The sequence below is a fragment of the Trinickia caryophylli genome, from assembly GCF_034424545.1.
In the GTDB taxonomy this organism is placed as follows: domain Bacteria; phylum Pseudomonadota; class Gammaproteobacteria; order Burkholderiales; family Burkholderiaceae; genus Trinickia; species Trinickia caryophylli.
The window spans coordinates 824,145-844,411 of the sequence record NZ_CP139971.1 but is presented as its reverse complement, the minus strand read 5'-3'; the positions used below and the strand labels follow the sequence as shown (position 1 = coordinate 844,411).

At 66.3% G+C, this 20,267-nt stretch carries 16 protein-coding genes; 13 read left to right on the top strand and 3 right to left on the bottom strand.

Translation table 11 applies throughout. The features are described from left to right. The 8 genes from bcsZ (at nucleotide 1) to U0034_RS22910 (ending at nucleotide 12,538) form a co-directional block, all read left to right on the top strand. Nucleotides 1–1,221 (top strand): cellulose synthase complex periplasmic endoglucanase BcsZ, encoded by a 1,221-nt coding sequence (bcsZ, locus tag U0034_RS22945; protein WP_085229627.1) that lies wholly within the window; start codon nucleotides 1–3, stop codon nucleotides 1,219–1,221. After that, nucleotides 1,200–5,099 carry a cellulose synthase subunit BcsC-related outer membrane protein gene (locus U0034_RS22940; RefSeq protein ID WP_085229626.1) on the top strand — a complete coding sequence of 1,300 codons (3,900 nt, stop codon included), beginning with the start codon at nucleotides 1,200–1,202 and terminating at the stop codon, nucleotides 5,097–5,099. The genes bcsZ and U0034_RS22940 overlap by 22 nt, the downstream gene beginning before the upstream one ends. A gap of 86 nt (nucleotides 5,100–5,185) precedes the next feature. After that, the gene (gene bcsE, locus U0034_RS22935; RefSeq protein WP_085229625.1) at nucleotides 5,186–7,192 is read left to right on the top strand and encodes a cellulose biosynthesis protein BcsE; all 2,007 of its coding nucleotides are present in this window, start codon (nucleotides 5,186–5,188) and stop codon (nucleotides 7,190–7,192) included. A gap of 1 nt (nucleotide 7,193) precedes the next feature. Continuing rightward, the gene (locus U0034_RS22930) at nucleotides 7,194–7,403 is read left to right on the top strand and encodes a hypothetical protein (protein ID WP_085229624.1); all 210 of its coding nucleotides are present in this window, start codon (nucleotides 7,194–7,196) and stop codon (nucleotides 7,401–7,403) included. Then, nucleotides 7,400–8,179, top strand: a complete 780-nt coding sequence (gene bcsQ / locus U0034_RS22925) for a cellulose biosynthesis protein BcsQ (protein WP_085229623.1) — start codon at nucleotides 7,400–7,402, stop codon at nucleotides 8,177–8,179. Before U0034_RS22930 ends, bcsQ begins: the two co-directional genes overlap by 4 nt. A 5-nt stretch (nucleotides 8,180–8,184) precedes the next feature. Continuing rightward, nucleotides 8,185–10,740 carry a UDP-forming cellulose synthase catalytic subunit gene (gene bcsA, locus U0034_RS22920; RefSeq protein WP_085229748.1) on the top strand — a complete coding sequence of 852 codons (2,556 nt, stop codon included), beginning with the start codon at nucleotides 8,185–8,187 and terminating at the stop codon, nucleotides 10,738–10,740. A gap of 62 nt (nucleotides 10,741–10,802) precedes the next feature. Continuing rightward, nucleotides 10,803–12,356, top strand: coding sequence for a cellulose biosynthesis protein BcsG (gene bcsG / locus U0034_RS22915; protein ID WP_085229622.1), 1,554 nt, complete (start codon nucleotides 10,803–10,805; stop codon nucleotides 12,354–12,356). Beyond that, nucleotides 12,353–12,538 (top strand): hypothetical protein, encoded by a 186-nt coding sequence (locus U0034_RS22910; RefSeq protein ID WP_085229621.1) that lies wholly within the window; start codon nucleotides 12,353–12,355, stop codon nucleotides 12,536–12,538. The genes bcsG and U0034_RS22910 overlap by 4 nt, the downstream gene beginning before the upstream one ends. A gap of 20 nt (nucleotides 12,539–12,558) precedes the next feature. Here U0034_RS22910 and catC read toward each other — a convergent pair whose 3' ends face one another. The 3 genes from catC to U0034_RS22895 form a co-directional block, all read right to left on the bottom strand. After that, complete coding sequence (gene catC, locus U0034_RS22905) at nucleotides 12,559–12,837, bottom strand: muconolactone Delta-isomerase (protein ID WP_085229620.1); 279 nt, start codon at nucleotides 12,835–12,837, stop codon at nucleotides 12,559–12,561. Between the two features lie 58 nt (nucleotides 12,838–12,895). Continuing rightward, nucleotides 12,896–14,050, bottom strand: a complete 1,155-nt coding sequence (locus tag U0034_RS22900; protein WP_085229619.1) for a muconate/chloromuconate family cycloisomerase — start codon at nucleotides 14,048–14,050, stop codon at nucleotides 12,896–12,898. A 150-nt stretch (nucleotides 14,051–14,200) separates the two neighbouring features. Next, nucleotides 14,201–15,118 carry a LysR family transcriptional regulator gene (locus U0034_RS22895; RefSeq protein WP_085229747.1) on the bottom strand — a complete coding sequence of 306 codons (918 nt, stop codon included), beginning with the start codon at nucleotides 15,116–15,118 and terminating at the stop codon, nucleotides 14,201–14,203. Between the two features lie 187 nt (nucleotides 15,119–15,305). Between U0034_RS22895 and catA the strand changes: the two genes are divergently transcribed. Genes catA through U0034_RS22870 form a run of 5 tightly spaced genes read left to right on the top strand, consistent with a single transcriptional unit; the run spans nucleotide 15,306 to nucleotide 20,000 of the window. After that, the gene (catA, locus tag U0034_RS22890) at nucleotides 15,306–16,226 is read left to right on the top strand and encodes a catechol 1,2-dioxygenase (protein WP_085229618.1); all 921 of its coding nucleotides are present in this window, start codon (nucleotides 15,306–15,308) and stop codon (nucleotides 16,224–16,226) included. A gap of 35 nt (nucleotides 16,227–16,261) precedes the next feature. Further along, on the top strand, nucleotides 16,262–17,629 hold the full coding sequence (benA, locus tag U0034_RS22885) for a benzoate 1,2-dioxygenase large subunit (protein ID WP_085229617.1): 1,368 nt from the start codon (nucleotides 16,262–16,264) through the stop codon (nucleotides 17,627–17,629). Beyond that, nucleotides 17,626–18,117, top strand: a complete 492-nt coding sequence (benB, locus tag U0034_RS22880; protein ID WP_085229616.1) for a benzoate 1,2-dioxygenase small subunit — start codon at nucleotides 17,626–17,628, stop codon at nucleotides 18,115–18,117. Before benA ends, benB begins: the two co-directional genes overlap by 4 nt. 60 nt (nucleotides 18,118–18,177) lie before the next feature. Then, nucleotides 18,178–19,197: a benzoate 1,2-dioxygenase electron transfer component BenC gene (gene benC, locus U0034_RS22875; RefSeq protein ID WP_085229615.1), complete on the top strand. Its 1,020-nt coding sequence runs from the start codon at nucleotides 18,178–18,180 to the stop codon at nucleotides 19,195–19,197. After that, nucleotides 19,194–20,000, top strand: coding sequence for a 1,6-dihydroxycyclohexa-2,4-diene-1-carboxylate dehydrogenase (locus U0034_RS22870; protein WP_085229614.1), 807 nt, complete (start codon nucleotides 19,194–19,196; stop codon nucleotides 19,998–20,000). The genes benC and U0034_RS22870 overlap by 4 nt, the downstream gene beginning before the upstream one ends. Nucleotides 20,001–20,267 lie beyond the last annotated feature (267 nt).

The window sequence follows — 20,267 nt, the reverse complement described above, 5'->3', positions numbered from 1 at the left end:
ATGGCCGCATACGCACAGCCTCGTTTCGCGCGCCAGCGCGCACGCCTCACGCTTGCCTTGTCGGCCGCGCTTTGCGTGAGCTCGGCCGCGGCGGGCGCGGCCGGCAGCACGAAAGCACCATCATCCGGGGTCGCCGCGGCTGCGTGCGGGGCGGCATGGCCGGACTGGGACGCGTTCAAGCGCGATTTCGTTTCGAACGACGGGCGAGTGATCGACGTGGGCTCGAGCGATGTCCGCACGGTCTCCGAGGGGCAGTCCTACGCGCTCTTCTTTTCGCTCGTGGCGAACGACCGGAAAGCGTTCGATACGATCCTGCGCTGGACCGAAAACAACCTTGCGCAAGGTGATTTGAGCGCACACCTTCCTGCCTGGCTCTGGGGCCGCGCGCCCGACGGCAAGTGGCAGGTGCTGGATTCGAACGCGGCTTCCGACGCCGATCTCTGGATCGCCTATGCGCTGCTCGAGGCGGGCGCGCTATGGCACGAGCGCAGCTATACGGCGCGCGGGACATTGCTCGCCAAGCGCGTACTCGACGAGGAGGCGGCGAACCTGCCGGGGCTCGGCCCGATGCTGCTGCCGGGGCCGCGGGGCTTTCACCCGGAGCCGGACCTCTGGCGCCTCAACCCGAGCTACTTGCCGCTGCAGATCGTGCGCGGCATCGGGCTGCGGCTCGTGGACGATACGCGTTGGCCGCGCCTCGCCGCGAGCGCCGCGCAATTGCTCGATGCCACGGCGCCGCGAGGCTTCGCCCCGGACTGGGCGCTTTACCGTACCGGGCAGGGCTTCGCGCCCGATCAAAAAACGCGCGCCGAAGGCAGCTATGACGCAATTCGCGTCTATCTCTGGGCCGGCATGCTCGACGCCGGCGATCCCAAGGCCGCGGGCCTGCTGGCCCGCTTCGCGCCGCTCGCCGATTTCGTCGCCGCGCACGGGGCGCCGCCCGAGAAAGTCGACGCGACGACTGGACAAGCCGGCCCCAATTCGGGCAATGCCGGGTTCTCGGCGGCTGCCGCGCCGCTTCTGGCAGCACGCGGGCAGACGGCGCTCGCCGATGCGCAGGCGAAGCGCGCACGCGCGATGAACGCGCAATCCGCACCCGGCTATTACGCAAGCGTGCTCACGCTCTTCGGACTCGGTTGGCTCGACGGCCGCTATCGTTTCGCGGCCGACGGTTCGCTCGATGTCGCATGGAAAGGAACATGTCCGGCGGTGTCAAGCTGAACGCTCGTTGCGCAATCGTGCGTCTCGTGCGCATTGCCGTGCTCGCCTTGGGTGCGTGGGCGGGGCAGGCCGCCGCCGCGCAGCCGGGCCGGGTCATGCCGGCGCCGCGTGCCGTGCCGGCACCCGATGCGCAGCCTGCCGCGCGCACGGCTGCGGCACGGCTCGTCGCGACCGCGCGCATGTGGGCGGCCAAGCATCGCGACGATCTCGCGCTGCAGGCGATCCAAAAAGCGCTGCTCGTCGCGCCCGACGATCCCGCGCTCGTGGCCGAGGCGCTGCGCATCGACTTGCGGCTTGGCAACGCGCGCGGCGCGCTGGTGTTGCTCGAGCAGTTGAAGACGAAGGCGCCGAACGCGCCTGCGACGCTGCAGGTCGAAGACGAGTTTCGCGCGGCGACGAGCGGACGCGAAGCGCTTGCCGCCGTCAGGCTCCTGGCCCGCAGCGGCCGGGCGCAGGAAGCGGGACAGAAACTCGCCGTATTGTTCCCCCACGGGGCGCCGCCTGGCGCGCTCGGTGCCGAGTACTACCGCATCGTCGCCGGTACGCCCGAGGGCTACGTCTTAGCCGTGAGCGCGTTGAAGCGCCGCGTGACCGACGATCCCGGCGATACCGACGCCGGGCTGGTCCTGGCCGAGCTGCTCAACCGACGTGGCGAGACGCGGGCCGAAGCGAACCGCCTCGCGGGAAGTCTCGCGCGGCGCGACGACGTGGATCATACGGCCGCGATGAACCTGTGGCGCCACGTCCTGCAATCCGCCGGCGCGGACGTCGTCTATGCAGACGCGCTGCGTGCTTATTTGCGGCTCGCACCCGGCGATAGCGAATTCGAGGAACGTCTGGCCGGGCTGGACGCGCAGATCGAGGCGCGTCGGCGGCTGGAGCGCGATCCCGACTATATCGCCCAGCAGCAGGGCCTGCGCGCGCTTGCGCGCGGCGATGTGCCGGCGGCCGATGCACTGCTGTCGCGTGCGGCGCAGGCGCGCGCAAGCGATGCCGACGCGGTGGGCGGGCTCGGCCTCGTGCGTTTGCGCGAGGCGCGCCATGCCGAGGCCCGCGCGTTGTTTCAGCGGGCGGCGGCGCTGTCGTCCGACGACCGCTCGAAATGGGAAAGCCTCGCGCGCACGGCGCTGCTTTGGGGAACGATCGCCGAGGCGCGCGAAGCGGCCGCGGCCGGACGGGCCCCGGATGCCGCCCGCGCAGCCGAAGCGGCACTCGCGATGGATCGAACGAACGCACAGGCCAAGACGCTGCTTGCCGATGCGTGGCTCGCCCAGCGGAATTGGGCGGCTGCCGAGCCGTTGCTGCGCGAGTTGCTTGCGGCGCGCGAGCCGAACATGGATGCGGCGCGCGGCATGCGGCAATTGTTGTTGTCGACGGGACGCGAGAACGAAGTCGCGTCGTTTCTCGACGCTTTGCAAGCGCGCTTCGACATGCGCGAGGCGCGCTCGGAGCTCGCGCAATTGCGCGCCGACACGCTCACGAACGAGGCCGAGCGGTTGCTGGCCGCAGGCAAGAAGGGCCCGGCGGCCGAGCGCTACGAACAGTCGCTGCGGCTCGCCCCCGATGCGCCGTGGACGCGCTTCGCGCTGGCCCGCCTTTATCGCGACATCGGCTTGCCGCAACTGGGCCGCGCGGTGATGGACGACGGGCTCGTAGCCGATGCGTCGGCGCAGATGCGCTACGCGGCTGCCCTTTACTTCAACTCGATCGACGATACGGCCGGCGCACAGGCGGCGCTCGCGCCGATCGCGGACGATGCGCGCACCGACGCCATGCGGGCGCTGTCGCGACGGCTCGACGCGCAGGCGGCGCTCGGCGAGGCGCGCCGGCAGCTTGCGCGCGGCGACCACGATGACGCGGAGGCGTCACTCGAACGTGCACGCGTGCTCGGCGCGGACGACCCGTATGTCACCGCTTCCGTGGGGGCGGCCTGGATCGATGCGGGCGAGCCCGGGCGCGGCGTGGCGCTCATGCACGACTGGATGCGCGCACATCGGCGCGAGACCGATGCCGACGTGCGGCTGCGATACGGGGACTTGCTGGGCAGCGCGCAACGCAACGACGAGCTCGATGCGTGGCTCGGCGCGCTCAGGCGCGAGAAGACCCTCGATGCCGAGCAGATGGTGCGGCTCGAAGACCAGGCGTTGCGCCTCGTGCTTCGCGAAACCGATGCCGCGCTCGACGCCGGCGATCCTGCGCGCGCGCGCCGCTTGTTGCAGCGCGCGAGCCCCGCGGCCAAGCGGGACAAGCGGTACGCGCTCGAACTCGCGGACGTCGAGCGCGCGCAGGGACATTACGCGGCCGCGCGGCGGGCGCTCGCGCCTGTGCTCGCGCGTACGCCGGACGATCCCGATGCGCAGCTCGCGCTCGCTCGCGTGCTGGAGCAAAGCGGCTCGCATGGCGAGGCGCTGGCGATCGTACGGCGCGTGCTCGAGGCATCGCCGGCCGACGATGTCGACGTGCGCCTTTCGGCGGCGCGGCGGCTCGCCGCATTGAAGCGCCCCAGGGAAGCGATGCAAGTGGTGTCGCCGCTTCGCGTGGCCTATCCGACCCGCCCTGACGTGACAGTAGAGGAGGGCAGGCTGGCCGAGGACATGGGGCGCTACGACGAGGCCGCCTCGCTCTATCGCGAGTCGCTCGAGCAGGAACGCGCGACCGGTGTGTTTTCGCGCGCGCCCGACGGCACGCCCGCGCAATCGGCACTGGCCGGCCTCGAGGCGCGGCGCGATCCCGAGATCGAGGCGGGCTGGCTGCCCGCCTACAAATCAGGCGATCCGGGCATCTCGGACTATCACGCACAGCAGGTGCCCGTCTACGTGCAGATCCCGTATCGCTACGACGGTCACTTCTTCTTCCATGCGGACGTCGTGCACCTCGATGCGGGCACGCTCGAGATGAGCGACTCGCCGAGCTACGCCGTGACCACGTTCGGCACGTACTCGGGCTGGGCGACGGCGCCTACGAGCGACAAGCTGCTCACCGCCCGTCAGCGCGCCAATGGCGTGGGCATGGGAGCCGGCTATCTGTCGGATGCGTGGCGCATCGATTTCGGGACGACGCCTATCGGTTTTCCCGTCCATTACCTCGTGGGCGGTGTGCGCTATCGCTTCGACGCGGGTCCCGCGAGCTTCTCGATCGCGGCCTCGCGGCGGCCGGAGACGGGCAGCGAGCTGTCCTACGCGGGCTTGCGCGACCCGTGGACGAACGCCGTCTGGGGCGGCGTGCGGCGCGACGGCATCGACTGGCACACCGGCATCGACATCGGCCGCGTCAACGTGTTTTCGGATCTGGGCGCCGGCGTGCTGACCGGCGTCAACGTCGCGCGCAACGAGGAAGTGACGCTGCGCACGGGATTCACCGTGCCGGTCTACGAACGTGCGAACATGCGCGTAGCGACGGGACTCGTCGGCAATGCATGGCATTACACGAAGAATTTGCGCTATTACAGCTACGGACAGGGCGGCTACTACAGTCCGCAGCGCTATCTGTCGCTGGGTGTGCCGATCGAATGGAGCGGGCGCCACGGCGGGTTCAAATGGGATTTGACGACGACGGTGGGCGTATCGAGTTCGTACGAGCGCAATTCTCCCTATTTCCCGAACGGGCTGCCGAGCGGGGTGAGCGCCGCATCCGCCCAGACCTTGTCGAGTCTCTTCTATGCCGGCGGCTCGAGCGGCCTCGGTTTTTCCTATGGCGTGAGGGGCACCGTCCAGTACCGTTTCAGCCCGCGTTTCGTCGCAGGCGCGCGGGTCGAAATCGATCATGCGCACGACTATGCGCCAAGCTCGGCCATGGTCTATGTGCGCTACTCGTTCGACGCGCGCAAGGACGACAACGGTTTCTCGCCGGCACCCGTGCGGCTCTATTCGAGCTATTGAGGATCGAAAATGAGGAGCTTGTTCATGGACCGCTCATACCGAAACGTGGCGCACCGCGCGGACGACACATCGAGGAGCCTCACGCGATGAGCGAAGCATCCAAGCGGCCGCGATCCTCGCTCGGCACGGGGCTCGTCGCGAGCTTTCGCACCGCCGCCGGCGAGGCGTTCGCACGCCGCGAGACGAAAGGCTCGCGGCTTGCCATCGCGGACCTTCCCGATGACGTGACGCAGCTCGCGCCGGGCAGCTTCTATGTGGTCTATGCGATGCCGCGCACGCAGCCTTGCGATGCGCTGATCTGGAACACCGCACGTCACGCCGCAACGCGCCACGTCACGGTGGTGCTTGCCAGAACGCAGGCGCAGATCGCCGAGCGCATGCGGGCGCTCGGCTTCGAGGAAGGGGTGCCCGCCCGCGGCTGGCCGCGCAAGCTCAACGTGCTGTCGATGCCTCCCGCGGCGGCAACCGATGCCGAAGCATCTTCTCCCGCGCCGGGCAGCGCACGCGTCGGTGTCGCGCCGCCATTCGCGCGGCTGATCGGTGCGTTGCGCGCGCTCAAGCGGTTCGGGTTCCGGCCGGGCTCGCTTTATCTGGTGGAGGGCGCCGAGCGCTGGTTCAGTTGGCAGGACCCGGCGGCACTCGCGCGCGAAGGGCGCCTGCTCGCCGATTGGTGCGCGCGCCGCGGCGTCACGCTCTTGCTGATCGTTCATCCCACGCCCGCCCAGCCGTTCGACGACGCGGACGTCATCGCGCGCGAGGAGCGGTTCGACGACGAGGCCAGCCATTCGAGCCGAGGCGAATTTCATGGCGCCTGCGCCGGTGTTGCCCGCATGCGCCGCGCGCATGGCGAATTGCTGTGGTTCGCGGATTTCTGGCGTGCGGGCCGGGCGCTCGTCACGGCGGAGGTGCATGCGCTGCGCTTCACGGAGAGCGGCGAGCTGACGGTCGCGCCCGACGCGGTCGGGGCCGGGCGCGGGCATATGGGGACGCTGCTCGCGCGTGACGAAGAGCGTATGGTGGCGACACGTGCCGTCGTGTCGAACGAGACGTGGGTCCCGGACGAGTGGGAGATCGTCGACGACATCGACGCGGCCGTCGAAACGAGCCGTGGCGCCGTGGCGGCGACGGTGCTGCTCGACTATACCGACGGCGCCGGGCTCGAGCGTTTGTGCGCGGCCGTGCACACGCTGCGCCGGCAATGCGGCCGTGCGCTGAAGATCGTCGTCGTCGAGCGGCAGCAGGCGTTGCGTCATCAGTACGAGCTGTTGCTGCTCAGCCTCGGCGCGAACCTGCTGCTCGGCCGGGATCTGCCGTTTTCGCGGATGCAGTCGCTGCTGCGATCGCTCCAGGGGCAGCTCGATACGCGGCCCATCGCCGCCGACTACAAGGCATCGCTTGCCGCGGCGCTCGCCGACGACGTGCGCGGTTACCTGCCCGCGAAGGCATTTTGCGAGCGTGTGCAGGACGTGCTCGCGCGCGGCGCGATGCTGCAACTGCCGCATGTGTTGGCCAAGCTGACGCTGCTGGCCTCGGCTGCGCACGTGGATGCGCTGAGGCGTTGCGCCCCGCGCCGCGCGGGCGACGTGTTCACGGCCGATGCCGCCCATATGTACGTATTTCTGTTTGCCTGCCGTCTGCCCGATGCGGACGCCGCGCTCGCACGCATTTTCGATTCACCCGTACGGACGTGGTCGGACCAGGTCGTGTTCCTGGCCGAGGACAGCATCGGGCGCGAGATGGTGGCGCTGGCCGAAGCGGACCGCCGGTCGCCGTTGGCCGATTACAGCGATCTCTTCGCGGCTGAGCCCGCTGAGCCCGCTGAGCCCGGTGCGTTGTCGAGCGCCGCCATTCCGGAGCGCAATCGCTCGTCGGGCATCGTTCAGGACACCGAAACGAATGGCGCGGGCGAGACGAAGGCCCGCCCGGAGGCGGTGGAACGCGCAATAGACGACGCACGCGCGAACCCGGCCCAGGCGCCTGTTCCCGCGGCTGCCGGCGTGGCTGCGGGTGCCGCGGTGCCGCTACGCACAGCTCCGCCGCGGCGCTTTGCCGAGCGTTGCGCGATGCCGCTGCGCGCCGTCGAGGAGAGATGAGATGGCCGCTCTTTTATTGATTTCGTTCATAGCCGGAATCGTGCTGGCCATTCCGGTATGGATCGTGCGCCAGCACACGGGTTCGCGGCGCGGTTTGCGTGTAAGCAGGGAGTTCGATCCGCGCGAGGCCGTGCCTTGCGAGATCGAGCCCGTGGTGCTGGAGGGCCGCTTGCTGCCGCAATCCGAGATGCAGGAGGGGCGCGTGCGATGAAGACCGTCGCTTTCATATCGACCGCGGGCGGGGCCGGCAGAACGACGCTTGCCGCCGCACTGGCCGTTTTGCTGGCACGCCGGCGCCGCGAGGTGGTGGCGCTCGAGCTCGACGCGCAGAACCTGCTCGGTGCGCATCTGGGCCTCGATGCATTCGCGCGTGCAGGCCTCGGCGCCGCGCTCGTCGGGCGCGAAACCGCGTGGCACGCGCATACGTGGCGCAATGCGGACGGCGTGTTGTTCGTGCCGTACGGCGACCTCACGGACAGCGAGCGCTTTCAGGCCGATGCAAAGCTTGCGGCGCAACCGGGCTGGCTCGCCGATGCGATTGCACAGATCGCGCTGCCCGCGGGTGGCGTCGTGCTCGTCGATACGCCGCGCTACCCGAGCGAGCAGGCCGTGCAGGCCGCGCGCTGCGCCGATCTGATCCTGTGCGTGACGCCGCCCGAGCCCGCCGCATGCGCCACGCTCGTGAGGCGGCTGCCGGTGCTGCGGCAAACGGGGGCCGAGGTCGCGATCGTCGTCAATCGCCTCAATCCCGTACGCGACATGCAGCGCGACGCGCTTGCGATGCTGCGCGCCGCGGCGGGCGCCGTGCCGCTGCTCGCGCAGCGCGTGCATCTGGACGCGGCGATGCCCGAATCGTTCGCGCGCGGAAGCTGGCTTTTCGACGATGCACCGCACTCGCAGGCATCGCACGATCTGCACGGCGTGGCCAACTGGCTCGACGCGTGGCTCGAGGGCCGGCATGCGCCTGCTGCGGCCCGCGCGGAGTGACGACGATGAACGGCGCAGGCGATCGTACTCGGCAGGGCTGGCGCCGGCGGCTCATCGACTGGATCGCGCTCGGCCTCGGTCTGCCCGCTGAGCGCTCGCCGCTCGACTGGATCGTGCGGATCTTCTTTCAGCCGCCGCGCAACGGCAAACCCGACTTCGCGCGCGGGATGCTGCGCGCGGGCCTGCTCGCGCTCGCGCGCGAGTGGGGCGTGCTCGATCCGCACAGCGCGCGCGCGTGGCTCTGGCGTGCGTTCGTCCGCCCACCGCGTCTTCATGCGCAATCCGCGCACGTCAGGGCACGTGCAAGGGCGCGCGCGGCCCTCGACTGGATCGATCGCTGGCTCGTGCCGGGCTTCGTTCTGATCCGCGGCATCTGGCGGCGTATCGAAGCGCTCATTGGGCTGCTGCCATGGCAGCGCTGGGGCGAGCGCATCGAGGCCGGCACGGAACGTATCGGGCACTTGCGCTGGCTGCTGCCCATCGTCGTCGTGGCCGGCATGTTGTTGTGGACGGGCGCAGGCTTGACGCCGTTGCAGCCGGGCCCGCAATTGCAGTTCTTCGCGGTCACGCTCGTGCTCGCGCTGATCATCCGGCGTTTTCCCGGGCGCTTGCCGATCCTGCTGCTCGGGACGCTGTCGCTGCTCGCGATGAGCCGCTACATCTGGTGGCGCGTCACGCAGACGCTCGACTTCCGGACGCCCACCGAGGCCATCGTCGGCTATGCGCTTTTCGGCGCGGAAGCCTATACGTGGCTGATCCTCACGCTCGGGCTGATCCAGACGGCATGGCCGCTCAACCGACCGATCGCGCAACTGCCGGCCAACCCCGACGACTGGCCGAGCGTCGACATCTACATTCCGACCTACAACGAGCCGCTTTCGGTCGTGCGCCCGGCCGTGTTCGCGGCGCAGGGGATCGACTGGCCCACCGGGAAGCTGCGCGTGTACCTGCTCGACGACGGGCGGCGCCCCGAATTCGAGGCGTTCGCGCGGGACGCGGGCATCGGGTACCTCACGCGCGAGGACAACCGCCATGCGAAAGCCGGCAACATCAATCGCGCGTTGAAGCGCACGCAAGGCGAGTACATCGCGATCTTCGACTGCGATCACGTGCCGACGCGCTCGTTCCTGCAAGCGACGATGGGCACGTTCCTGCGCGATCCGCGCTGCGCGATGGTGCAGACGCCGCATCACTTTTTCTCGCCGGACCCGTTCGAGCGCAATCTCGGGACGTTTCACCGCGTGCCGAACGAAGGCAAGCTCTTCTATGGCCTCGTGCAGGCCGGCAACGATCTCTGGAACGCGTCGTTCTTTTGCGGCTCGTGCGCCATCATCAAGCGCGCGCCGCTCGAGGAGGTGGGCGGGATTGCCGTCGAGACCGTCACGGAAGATGCCCATACCGCGCTCAGACTGCACCGGCGCGGCTACACCACCGCCTATTTGCCGACGATCCAGGCCGCGGGCCTCGCGACCGAGAGCCTCGCGGGACACATCAAGCAGCGCGTGCGCTGGGCCCGCGGCATGGCGCAGATCTTTCGCATCGATAATCCGTTTCTCGGCAAGGGGCTCGGCTTTTTCCAGCGTATCTGTTACGGCAATGCGATGCTGCACTTCTTCTATGGGGTGCCGCGTCTCGTGTTCCTCGTGATGCCGATGGCGTACCTCTTCTTTCAGCTTTACTTCATCAACGCGTCCGCCACGGCGGTGGCGAGCTTCGTGCTGCCTTACATCGTGCTGGCGAACATCGCCAATTCGCGGATGCAGGGCAAGTACCGGCATTCGTTCTGGGCGGAGGTGTACGAGTCCGTGCTGGCGTGGTATATCGCATTGCCCACGACGTTTGCTTTTTTCAGCCCGAAGCACGGCAAGTTCAACGTGACGGACAAGGGCGGGCGCATCGACGAGGGCTACTTCGACTGGGGTGTTTCGAAACCCTACCTCGTGCTGCTCGCGATGAACGCCTCGGCGTTTGCGATCGGTGTCTACCGGCTCTTCTTCGGCGCGGGCGACGAAACGCAGACGATCGTGCTCAACGTAGCCTGGACCGTCTACAACCTGATTCTGCTGGGCGCGGCCGTGAGCGTCGCGAGCGAGGCCAGGCAGGTGCGCGTGACTCATCGGATCGCGATGCGCGTGCCCGCCACGCTGGTGCTGCGCGACGGCACGACGCTCGCGTGCATGACGCATGACTACTCCACCGGCGGGCTCGGGCTCGAGCTGCCCGACACACGGCTGCCGCTGGCGGTGGGCGATACGCTCGACGTTTCGCTGAGCCGTGGCGACAGGCTCTTTCACTTTGCGGTGCGCGTGAGCCGCTATGTCGGCCGGCATCTCGGCGTGCAGTTCGAGACGCTTTCGCTCGACGACGAGCGACGTCTCGTGCAGTGCACGTTCGGGCGCGCCGATGCCTGGCTCGGTGCGCACGACCGCACCGAGGAAGACGTGCCGCTCGCCGGATTGAAGGAAGTGGTGCTGATGGGCGTGGGTGGATACGCACGCCTGATGAGAGGCGCCATCCAGTTGTTGCTTGGCCTGCTTGCACTCGATCGCACGCGGCATTGACGAGAAGACCCCCGCCGTCGACCGGCAGGCGCATAAGTGCCGGTTGACGAGGAGACCAAACCATGACGTTCTGGAATCTTTATTTCATCCTGAAGCTGTACCTGTTCGCGGCGGGGCATCTGCAGCCGATATGGACGGCGAATATTGCCTTTGCGCTGGCGCTGGCACTGTCGAGCCCGTTCAAGCGGCGCGCCCTGCGTGCGGCCAGGCTTGCAGCCGGGCTCGCCATTGGCATTCCGTTGCTTTATCACGAGGCGAACGTGCCGCCGTTCGCGCGAATAGTCGAGACCTTTTCGAGCCTCGAAGCCTTCTCGTGGCAGTACTGGCTCGAAATCCTGCCGCGCTTCGTGCCGCCGATGCTGCTGCTTTCGGCGGGCGTCGCGCTGGTGCTTTACTTCGTCGTCAATCGCTGGCTGCGCGTGGCCTCCTTCGTGTTGCTCGCGCTCGTGGCATGGCCCGTGTGGAACGCCGCGAGCCTCGCGCTCACCCCGGCAACGGTGCGTGACGCCGCAGGCGCGGCCGGCACCGCCGTGGTCGATCAGCCGCTCGACCATAACGCCGCGCTGGCGGCGTTTCGCACGCGAGAGGCGCAACGGCAGGTGGCGTTCGGGCACCTGAGCAGCGATCCGAACGCGCAATTCGATCTGATCGTGCTGCACATCTGCTCGCTTTCCTGGGACGATCTCGATGCCTCGAAAGCGCGCAACAACCCGATGCTGAGCCACTTCGACTATCTGTTCACGAACTTCAGCACGGCCGCCAGCTACAGCGGCCCGGCCGCCATCCGCATATTGCGTGCGAGCTGTGGCCAGGAGGCGCACGCGGACCTCTACAAGGATGCGCCGCAGCAGTGCCACTTGTTCTCGCAGCTCGCGCAGGCCGGCTATACGACGCAGGTGCTGATGAATCACGACGGGCACTTCGACAACTTCCTGCAACTGGTGAAGGAGAACATCGGCGCACCCAATGCCGCGATGATGTCGAACGACAAGGCCACGGTTTCGATGCACGCATTCGACGGATCGCCGCTGAGCGACGACTATTCGGTGCTTTCGGGCTGGTACGCACAGCGGGCGAATACCGCCGGGCCCGTCGCGCTCTACTACAACACGATCAGCCTGCACGACGGCAACCGTCTTGTCGGCAACGAGCGCCTTGCCAGCATCGATTCGTATCCGCAGCGCGTCAATACGTTGATGAACGAAGTCGATGCATTCGCCGATCTGATCGCGAAGTCGGGCCGACGCGCTGTAATAGTGTTCGTTCCCGAGCATGGCGCGGCCTTGCGCGGCGACCGCAATCAGGTGGCTGGCCTGCGCGAGATTCCGACGCCACGCATCATTCACGGGCCCGTGGGGGTGCGCATCGTCGGTCTTGCGCAAGAGCACGGGCCGACGACCGTCGTCGATTCCCCGACGAGTTTCCTCGCGCTAGCACAGTTGCTTTCGAATCTCGTTTCGACGAGCCCGTTCAAGCCCGGCACGGTGCTCTCGCAGTATGCATCCGGCCTGCCGCAAACCGCCATGGTCGGCGAAAACGAAGGGACGGTCACGATGCCGACGGCGTCGGGCTATGCCGTGAAGACGCCGGACGGCGTGTGGGTGGAGGAGAAATGAGCGAACGACGCGCGCGACACACGGAGGCGCTCGCCGACGACATCGGCGGCCTTGCGCGCCACGCGCCCGAATTCGATCCGGCGCAATACGTGGACGAACAGGCGCTGCAGGCGCTCGACGATGCGCTCGTCAAATGGCCGTTGCTTGCGCGCCTGATGGGGCTCGCCGGCGACGAGCGTTGACTCGCACAGCGCGTGTGCACTCAGTGGATCGACGACGGGTGCCGCGCAAGCGCGGTGACGCGAATCTTCATGTAGGGAAAAAGCGGCAGCGCGGATAGCAGCGTATGCAATGCGTCGTTCGATTCGACATCGAAGACGCTGTAGTTCGCGTACTCGCCCACCACGCGGTACAACTGCTGCCATTTCCCTTCGCGCTGCAACTGCTGCGCGTAAGCTTTTTCCCGCGCCTTGATTTCCTCCGCTTGCGCGGGCGGCATATCGGCCGGCAGCGTCACATCCATTCTGACCAGATAGAGCATCGCGTTTCCTCGCTGTTGTCGTTATCGATTCGGTGTTCGAACAGACGGACGCCGCGCTTCATGCAGGCGTGGCGGCGGGCACCGCGATGCGGCTCGCGTCGCGGCGGTAGTGAGCCAGCTTCTCTTCGTCGATGACGACGCCGAGGCCTGGACCGTCCGGCACTTGTAGCGCGAAGTCGCGATACCGCGGACGTTCGGCCACGATGTCGTCGGTCAGCAGCAAAGGGCCGAACAGCTCCGTGCCCCAGGCAAGCCGCGGCAATGTGCTGAAGCAATGGGCCGCCGCAAGAGTGCCGATGCTCGCCTCGAGCATCGTTCCGCCATAGAGCGCAATGCCGGCCGCATCGCTCACGGCTGCCGTGCGCAGCGTTTCGTGCAGGCCTCCGGCCTTGGCGATTTTCAATGCGAACACGTCGGCGGCGGCGCCGCGCGCGAGTTCGATCGCATCCTCGGGGCCCATCAACGATTCGTCCGCCATGATCGGGACGACGAAGCGCGCGGCAAGGCGGGCCAGTGCCGCACGCTGCTCGCGCGGCGTCGGTTGCTCGACGAGATCGATGCCGGCTGCTTCGAGTGCGGCGATGGCACAGGCGGCCTGCGCTTCGTTCCAGGCTTGATTGACGTCCACGCTCACGCGCGCGCGCTCACCCAGGGCACGCTTGATCGCCGCGGCATGCGCAACGTCTTCGCGCCACGCGCGGCGGCCGATCTTGAGCTTGAACGCATCGTGCCTGCGCTCTGCAAGCAGCCGCTCGGCTTCCTCGATGTCGCGCTGCGTGTCGCCGCTCGCCAGCGTCCAAAGCACCGGCAAGGCCGTGCGCACCGATCCGCCGAAGAGCGTCGATACCGATACGCCCAGCCGTCTCGCTTGCGCATCCACCAGCGCCGTCTCGATCGCGCATTTCGCGAAGCGATTGCCACGCGCCACCTGATTCAACCGCGCCATGGCCGCGTTGACATTCGCGGCATCGACACCGGCGAGTGCCGGCGCGAGATAGGTATCGATCGTGAGCTTGATGCCTTCAGGGCTTTCGTCGCCGTATGAGAGGCCGCCGATCGTCGTGGCCTCGCCGATGCCCTGCACGCCATCGCTGCACAGCAGACGCACGATCACGAGCGTCTGCCGTTGCATGGTCGCCATCGCGAGCTGGTGCGCGCGGATGGTCGGCAAGTCGACGAGGATTGCTTCGATGGAGCGGACGGTTGCGTTCATACGTTGCCTGCGGTGCCGAAAGCGTCGATGGAGGGGGGATTCGTTCGGCGGCAGTATGCGTTGTGGGGCGTCGCGTTGTCCAAGACCGTTGTCGTCTGGTTCGATACCCGTGCGGTATCGGCGGGCGCCTGGGGCCGATGCTACGGGCGTTCAGGGCCCGGTCGGCAACTGATGCTCGATGCCTTCCTCCGCATAAAGTGCGTAGATGAGGCTCAGCATCGCGCGAATATCTTCCGATTCGTCGAGCATGCGCATGCTCATGATGATCGGCGAGACGAGCCTCGGATCGTCGAGGTCCTTGTAGGTTACGTCGTCGCGCTTGAGGCCGTGAACGCTTTTCGGCACGATCGCGACGCCTACGCCGGCCGCCACGAGGCCCAGCGCGATCTGCAGCTCGCGCGTTTCGTAGATCTGCCGCGGCTCGAGCGCGCGGTCGTGGAATGCGGCCAGCACCTGATCGGCGAAACTCGGGCGTGGGGCTTTCGGGAAGACGATCAGGGTTTCGTCGACGAGCTCGCGCAGCGAGAGCAGCGGCCTGGCCGCTTCGAGCGGATGACCGACAGGGAGCGCGACGATCATCCGTTCTTCGCGCAGCACGATGCGCCGCACGCTTGGATCTTCGAGGCGGATGCGCCCGAAGCCGACGTCGATGCGCCCTTCCTTCAGCGCTTTCATCTGATCCATCGTCGACATTTCATGCAGGCTCAGCTCGACGGCGCTGTTTTCGTCGCGAAAGCGCCGGATGATCTTCGGCAGCAGACCGTAGAGCGTGGTGCCGACGAAGCCGACCGACAGGCTGCGTTCGATCTTGCCGACTCGCCGGGTCATCGATTCCAGCTCGGACATTTGCGCGAGCAATTGCACGGCGTGCGAATGGAAGAAACGGCCGGCGTCCGTAAGTTTGAGCGGGCGCGCGTCGCGCTCGAACAGCTGCACACCGAGGTTCTCCTCGAGTTGCTGGATCTGGCGGCTCAATGGCGGCTGCGCGATGTGCAGCCGGGCGGCCGCGCGCGTGAAATTGCGCTCTTCGGCCACGGCAACGAAGTAGCGCAGGTGACGCAGCTCCATGAGCATACCTCCCGGATATCGGATGGATACTAAAACGGTGTTGGACGCAGCCGATTCGCGCTAATTATCCTTCAGTCATCCGTTCCCGCCCAGCGTTTCATACCTTCGGAGCATTGAGTGGAGCAACGAAAAGCGTGCGCGGCGCGCCGCCATGCGCCCATATCAACGAGTGAGTGAGGAGCAGACAGTGAATCATGCGGACATCGAAGCGCTCGCGAGACGGTTCGTCGCCGATACGGCAAAGGGCGAAGCGGACCCTCGCATCCAACAGGTCGTGCTGAGGCTCGCGACCGACCTCTTCAAGGCGATCGAGGATCTCGATCTGAGCCCGACGGAGGTATGGAAGGGCATCGAGTACATGGCGCAGGCCGGTGCAACGCAGGAGCTGGGGCTGCTGGCGGCGGGCCTCGGGCTCGAACGGTTTCTCGACATCCGGATGGACGAGGCGGAGGCGAAAGCCGGCCTTTCCGGCGGCACGCCGCGCACGATCGAAGGGCCGCTCTATGTGGCCGGGGCACCCGAGAGCGAGGGGTTTGCCCGGCTCGACGACGGCAGCGAGGACGGCAAGGGCGAGGTGCTCTTCATGCAGGGTACCGTGTACGGCGGGAACGGCCGGCCGCTTGCTGGGGCGCGTGTGGATGTGTGGCATGCGAACACGCTGGGCAACTATTCGTTTTTCGACAAGACTCAATCGGCCTTCAACCTGCGCCGCACGATCATCACCGATAGCGAGGGACGCTACCGGTTTCGCAGCATCGTCCCCGTGGGATACGGATGCCCCCCCGAGGGCACGACACAGCAGTTGTTGAACAAGCTCGGCCGCCACGGCCGCCGCCCCGCGCACATTCATTTCTTCGTCTCGGCGCAAGGCCATCGCAGGCTGACGACGCAGATCAATATCGACGGCGACGCCTACCTCTGGGACGACTTCGCGTTTGCGAGCCGGGCAGGCCTCGTGCCGCCGGTGGAACGGATTGCGTCGCGCGAGGCGATCGAACGAAACGGTGTGGACAAGCCCTTTGCCTCGATCGATTTCGATTTTCGTCTGCACGCGGACAGCCCGGACATGCCGGCGGTGGACGTCGAGCGCCGACGCGCGGCGGCGTGAGCCGAAACGTCGTTCGATTCGTCAGTGGAGGCAGTATGATTCCGATCTTTCCCGATCGAGGGCCCAGTATTGCCCGCATCGAGGATTTCCTCGTCGAAGACCGCGCACGCGGCGACTACCGCCTGCATCGCAGCGCATTTACCGACGAAGCGCTTTTCGAACTCGAAATGCGCCATATTTTCGAGGGAAACTGGATTTACCTGGCGCATGAAAGCCAGATTCCCGAAAACAACGATTACTACACCACCTACATGGGGCGGCAGCCGATCGTCATTGCGCGCAACCGGCAGGGCGAGCTCAATGCGTTCGTCAACGCGTGTACGCATCGCGGCGCGATGCTGTGCCGGCGCAAGCGCGGCAACAAGTCGACCTACACCTGCCCGTTTCACGGCTGGACGTTCAGCAACAGCGGCAAGCTGCTGAAGGTCAAGGACCCCGACGGCGCGGGCTATCCCGAGTGCTTCAATCGGGAAGGCTCGCACGATCTGCGCAAAGTTGCCCGCTTCGAGAACTATCGCGGCTTCCTGTTCGGCAGCCTCGATCCCGATGTCTTGCCGCTCGTCGAGCATCTGGGCGACGCCGCTCGCATCATCGACATGATCGTCGATCAATCGGACGAGGGGCTCGAAGTGTTGCGCGGCGCATCCACCTATACCTACGAAGGGAATTGGAAACTAACCGCGGAAAACGGTGCGGATGGATATCACGTATCGGCTGTGCATTGGAATTACGCGGCAACGACGAATCATCGCAAGCAGGAAGCGGCGCGCGAAGACAAGGTCCGCGCGATGGATGCGGGCAGCTGGGGCCGGCAAGGCGGCGGATTTTACGCGTTCGAGCACGGTCACATGCTGCTGTGGACGCGCTGGGCGAACCCCGAGGACCGGCCGAATTTCGCGCGCCGCGACGAATTCGCCGCGCGCTGCGGTTCCGAGCGCGCGGATTGGATGATTGCCCATTCGCGCAATCTCTGCCTTTACCCGAACGTCTATCTGATGGATCAGTTCGGCTCGCAGATCCGCGTCTTGCGCCCGCTTGCCGTGGACAAGACCGAGGTGACGATCTACTGCATCGCGCCGAAGGGCGAGCCCGCTGACGCGCGTGCGCGACGCATTCGTCAATATGAAGACTTCTTCAACGTGAGCGGGATGGCCACACCCGACGATCTCGAAGAGTTCCGTGCGTGTCAGCGCGGTTATGCCGGGCGGGCGCTCGAATGGAACGACATGTGCCGCGGCGCCGAGCATTGGATCGAAGGCCCGGACGATGCGGCACGCAAGATCGGGATTCAGCCGGTGATGAGCGGCCTCAAGACCGAAGACGAGGGCTTGTACACGGTGCAGCACCGCTATTGGGTACAAACGCTCGGCAAAGCGATTGCGGCTGGCAAGGAGGCGCCATGAGCACGATTTCGCACGCCGACGTCGCGTCGTTCCTTTATCGGGAATGCCGTCTTCTCGACGACAAATGCTGGGATGAATGGCTCGAGTGCTATCACCGCGACGCCGAGTTCTGGATGCCGTCGTGGGATGACGACGAGCAACTCGTTACCGATCACGAGCGCGAGATTTCGCTGATTTACTACCCGAACCGCCAGGGGCTCGAAGACCGCGTTTTTCGAATCAAGACGGAGCGTTCGAGCGCGACGATGCCCGAGACGCGCACGTCGCACAACCTCGCCAACATCGAGTTGGAGCGCGAGGAACGCGGCGTGTGCACCGTGCGGTTCAACTGGCATACTCTGAGCTTTCGCCACCGCGAGACCGTGACTTATTTCGGCATGTCGCGCTATGCCATCGATTTTTCCGGCGGAGGGCCACTCATCGTCAACAAGTATGTCGTGCTGAAGAACGACTACATCAATCAGTTGATCGATATCTACCACGTTTGAGTTTCCAACTGAGTTCACGGCTGAATTAATGGCTTGGCCGGTGCGCTCGGGAGATTGATCATGGAACACCGTATCGCGCTTCGCTTCGAGGACGGAGTGACGCGCTTCATAGCTTGCCGCGATGGCGAAACCCTGGCCGACGCGGCCTATCGTCAGCAAATCAACATCCCGCTCGATTGCCGCGACGGCGCATGTGGGACTTGCCGCAATCATTGCGAATCGGGCGACTACGACCTACCCGAATCCAGCTATATCGAAGAGGCGTTGACGTCCGAGGATGCCGCGCGCGGGTTCATCCTCGCGTGCCAAACACGGCCGCGTTCAGATTGTGTCGTTCATGTGCCGGCATCGTCGGTTGCCTGCAAGACGGCGGTGGGCCGGCACGAGGGTGCCTTCGCGTCGGTGGGGAAGCTTTCAGACTCCACGCTGCATTTCTCGATCGAGCTCGATCATCCCGAGCGCGTGCGTTTTCTGCCCGGGCAGTACGTCAACGTCGAGATTCCGGGCCTGGGCGTGGCGCGCTCCTACTCGTTCAGTTCGGCGCCCGGTGCGCCGCGTGTCGAGTTCGTCGTGCGCAACGTGCGCGGCGGCCGCATGAGCGAATACCTGTGCGCCGACGCGCGACCCGGCGCACGCGTGGCATTCTCGGGCCCTTACGGCAGTTTCTATCTGCGCGAGCCTGTGCGCCCGATGCTGTTTCTCGCCGGTGGGACCGGGATTGCGCCGTTCCTGTCGATGCTCGCGGCGATCGAGGGCAAAGCCGTGTCGCAGCCGATACGCCTCGTTTATGGCGTGACGAACGACACCGATCTTGTCGCGCTCGACCGGCTCGAGCAGGCGCAACATCGGCTGGCCGATTTCGCCTATCGCACCTGCGTGGCGGACGAACGAAGCCCGCATGAACGCAAGGGCTACGTGACGTCGCATGTCGAGAGTGCCTGGTTGAATGGCGGTGACGTGGATGTCTACTTGTGCGGGCCCGTTCCCATGGTCGATGCGGTGCGCGGCTGGCTCGCCGATACGGCGGTGACGCCCGCGAACTTCTTCCACGAAAAATTCTCGGCGAGCACCGTGGCATGAGCATGGCGCATTTTCCGAGCCGCTTCGCCGGTAAGGCGATGATCGTGACCGGTGCGGGGCAGGGTATCGGCAGAGGCGTCGCGATTCGTGCTGCGCGGGAAGGCGCCCGTGTGGTGCTCGTCGACCGCGCTTCGATCGTCCACGAGGCCGTACAGGAAATCAACGATACGATCGACAGTGCCGGTGCGGGTGCGCTCGCCTGCGAAGCCGATCTCGAGACCTATGCCGGTGCCGCTTCGATGACGCGCTTCGCTACCGATGCGCTGGGCCGCATCGATGTGCTCGTGAATAATGTCGGCGGTACGATCTGGGCCAAGCCGTACGAGGCGTACGAAGAGGAGCAGATCGAAGCGGAGGTGCGGCGGTCGTTGTTCCCGACGCTTTGGTGCTGCAGGGCTGTGCTGCCGCGGATGTTGCAGCAGGGTGGCGGTGCAATCGTCAACGTATCGTCGGTCGCCACGCGCAGCATTCATCGCGTGCCCTACGCTGCCGCCAAGGGCGGTGTCAATGCGCTTACGGCAAGCCTCGCGTTCGAGCATGCGCGGCACGGCATTCGTGTCAATGCGGTCGCGACGGGCGGCACCGAGGCACCGCCGCGGCGAGTTCCGCGCAACACGGCACAGCCCACCGAGGAAGAAGCGCGCTGGTACCGGGCCATCGTGGAACAGACCGTGGCTACGAGCTTTATGCACCGGTACGGCTCGATCGACGAACAGGTGGGCGCGATCCTGTTTCTGGCATCGGACGAGGCGTCGTACATCACCGGCACCGTGCTTCCCGTTGGAGGCGGCGATCAGGGGTGAGCTGGCCTCGCGCAGCGCTTGCGCTGTTTGCTCGGACGCCCGCCCGTGGCCGGCGGGATGCCGAATTCCGTGGTCATATCGTGTGTCCCAAAGTCGACCGATCCGCTTACCTAAACGGAATTGCTAGTCGGGACAGGAAACGTCCGAATCGGCAATTACATTAGGAACTGGATCGGCGGCTTGCTCTCGGCTTTGTTACAAAAAACGCCTAAAGGTTTCGGGAAAGCTGCCGATAAGCAACGGATGTACCGCGCGTATGCGTGGCTG

What these genes read in the sequence shown, in the direction of transcription:
- benA (WP_085229617.1), top strand. Translation starts at nt 16,262, where the DNA reads ATGATTCCGATCTTTCCCGATCGAGGGCCCAGTATTGCCCGCATCGAG.
- catC (WP_085229620.1), bottom strand. Translation starts at nt 12,837, where the DNA reads ATGCTCTATCTGGTCAGAATGGATGTGACGCTGCCGGCCGATATGCCG.
- U0034_RS22930 (WP_085229624.1), top strand. Translation starts at nt 7,194, where the DNA reads ATGGCCGCTCTTTTATTGATTTCGTTCATAGCCGGAATCGTGCTGGCC.
- bcsA (WP_085229748.1), top strand. Translation starts at nt 8,185, where the DNA reads ATGAACGGCGCAGGCGATCGTACTCGGCAGGGCTGGCGCCGGCGGCTC.
- U0034_RS22940 (WP_085229626.1), top strand. Translation starts at nt 1,200, where the DNA reads ATGTCCGGCGGTGTCAAGCTGAACGCTCGTTGCGCAATCGTGCGTCTC.
- bcsE (WP_085229625.1), top strand. Translation starts at nt 5,186, where the DNA reads ATGAGCGAAGCATCCAAGCGGCCGCGATCCTCGCTCGGCACGGGGCTC.
- bcsG (WP_085229622.1), top strand. Translation starts at nt 10,803, where the DNA reads ATGACGTTCTGGAATCTTTATTTCATCCTGAAGCTGTACCTGTTCGCG.
- U0034_RS22900 (WP_085229619.1), bottom strand. Translation starts at nt 14,050, where the DNA reads ATGAACGCAACCGTCCGCTCCATCGAAGCAATCCTCGTCGACTTGCCG.
- benB (WP_085229616.1), top strand. Translation starts at nt 17,626, where the DNA reads ATGAGCACGATTTCGCACGCCGACGTCGCGTCGTTCCTTTATCGGGAA.
- benC (WP_085229615.1), top strand. Translation starts at nt 18,178, where the DNA reads ATGGAACACCGTATCGCGCTTCGCTTCGAGGACGGAGTGACGCGCTTC.
- bcsQ (WP_085229623.1), top strand. Translation starts at nt 7,400, where the DNA reads ATGAAGACCGTCGCTTTCATATCGACCGCGGGCGGGGCCGGCAGAACG.
- bcsZ (WP_085229627.1), top strand. Translation starts at nt 1, where the DNA reads ATGGCCGCATACGCACAGCCTCGTTTCGCGCGCCAGCGCGCACGCCTC.
- U0034_RS22910 (WP_085229621.1), top strand. Translation starts at nt 12,353, where the DNA reads ATGAGCGAACGACGCGCGCGACACACGGAGGCGCTCGCCGACGACATC.
- U0034_RS22895 (WP_085229747.1), bottom strand. Translation starts at nt 15,118, where the DNA reads ATGGAGCTGCGTCACCTGCGCTACTTCGTTGCCGTGGCCGAAGAGCGC.
- U0034_RS22870 (WP_085229614.1), top strand. Translation starts at nt 19,194, where the DNA reads ATGAGCATGGCGCATTTTCCGAGCCGCTTCGCCGGTAAGGCGATGATC.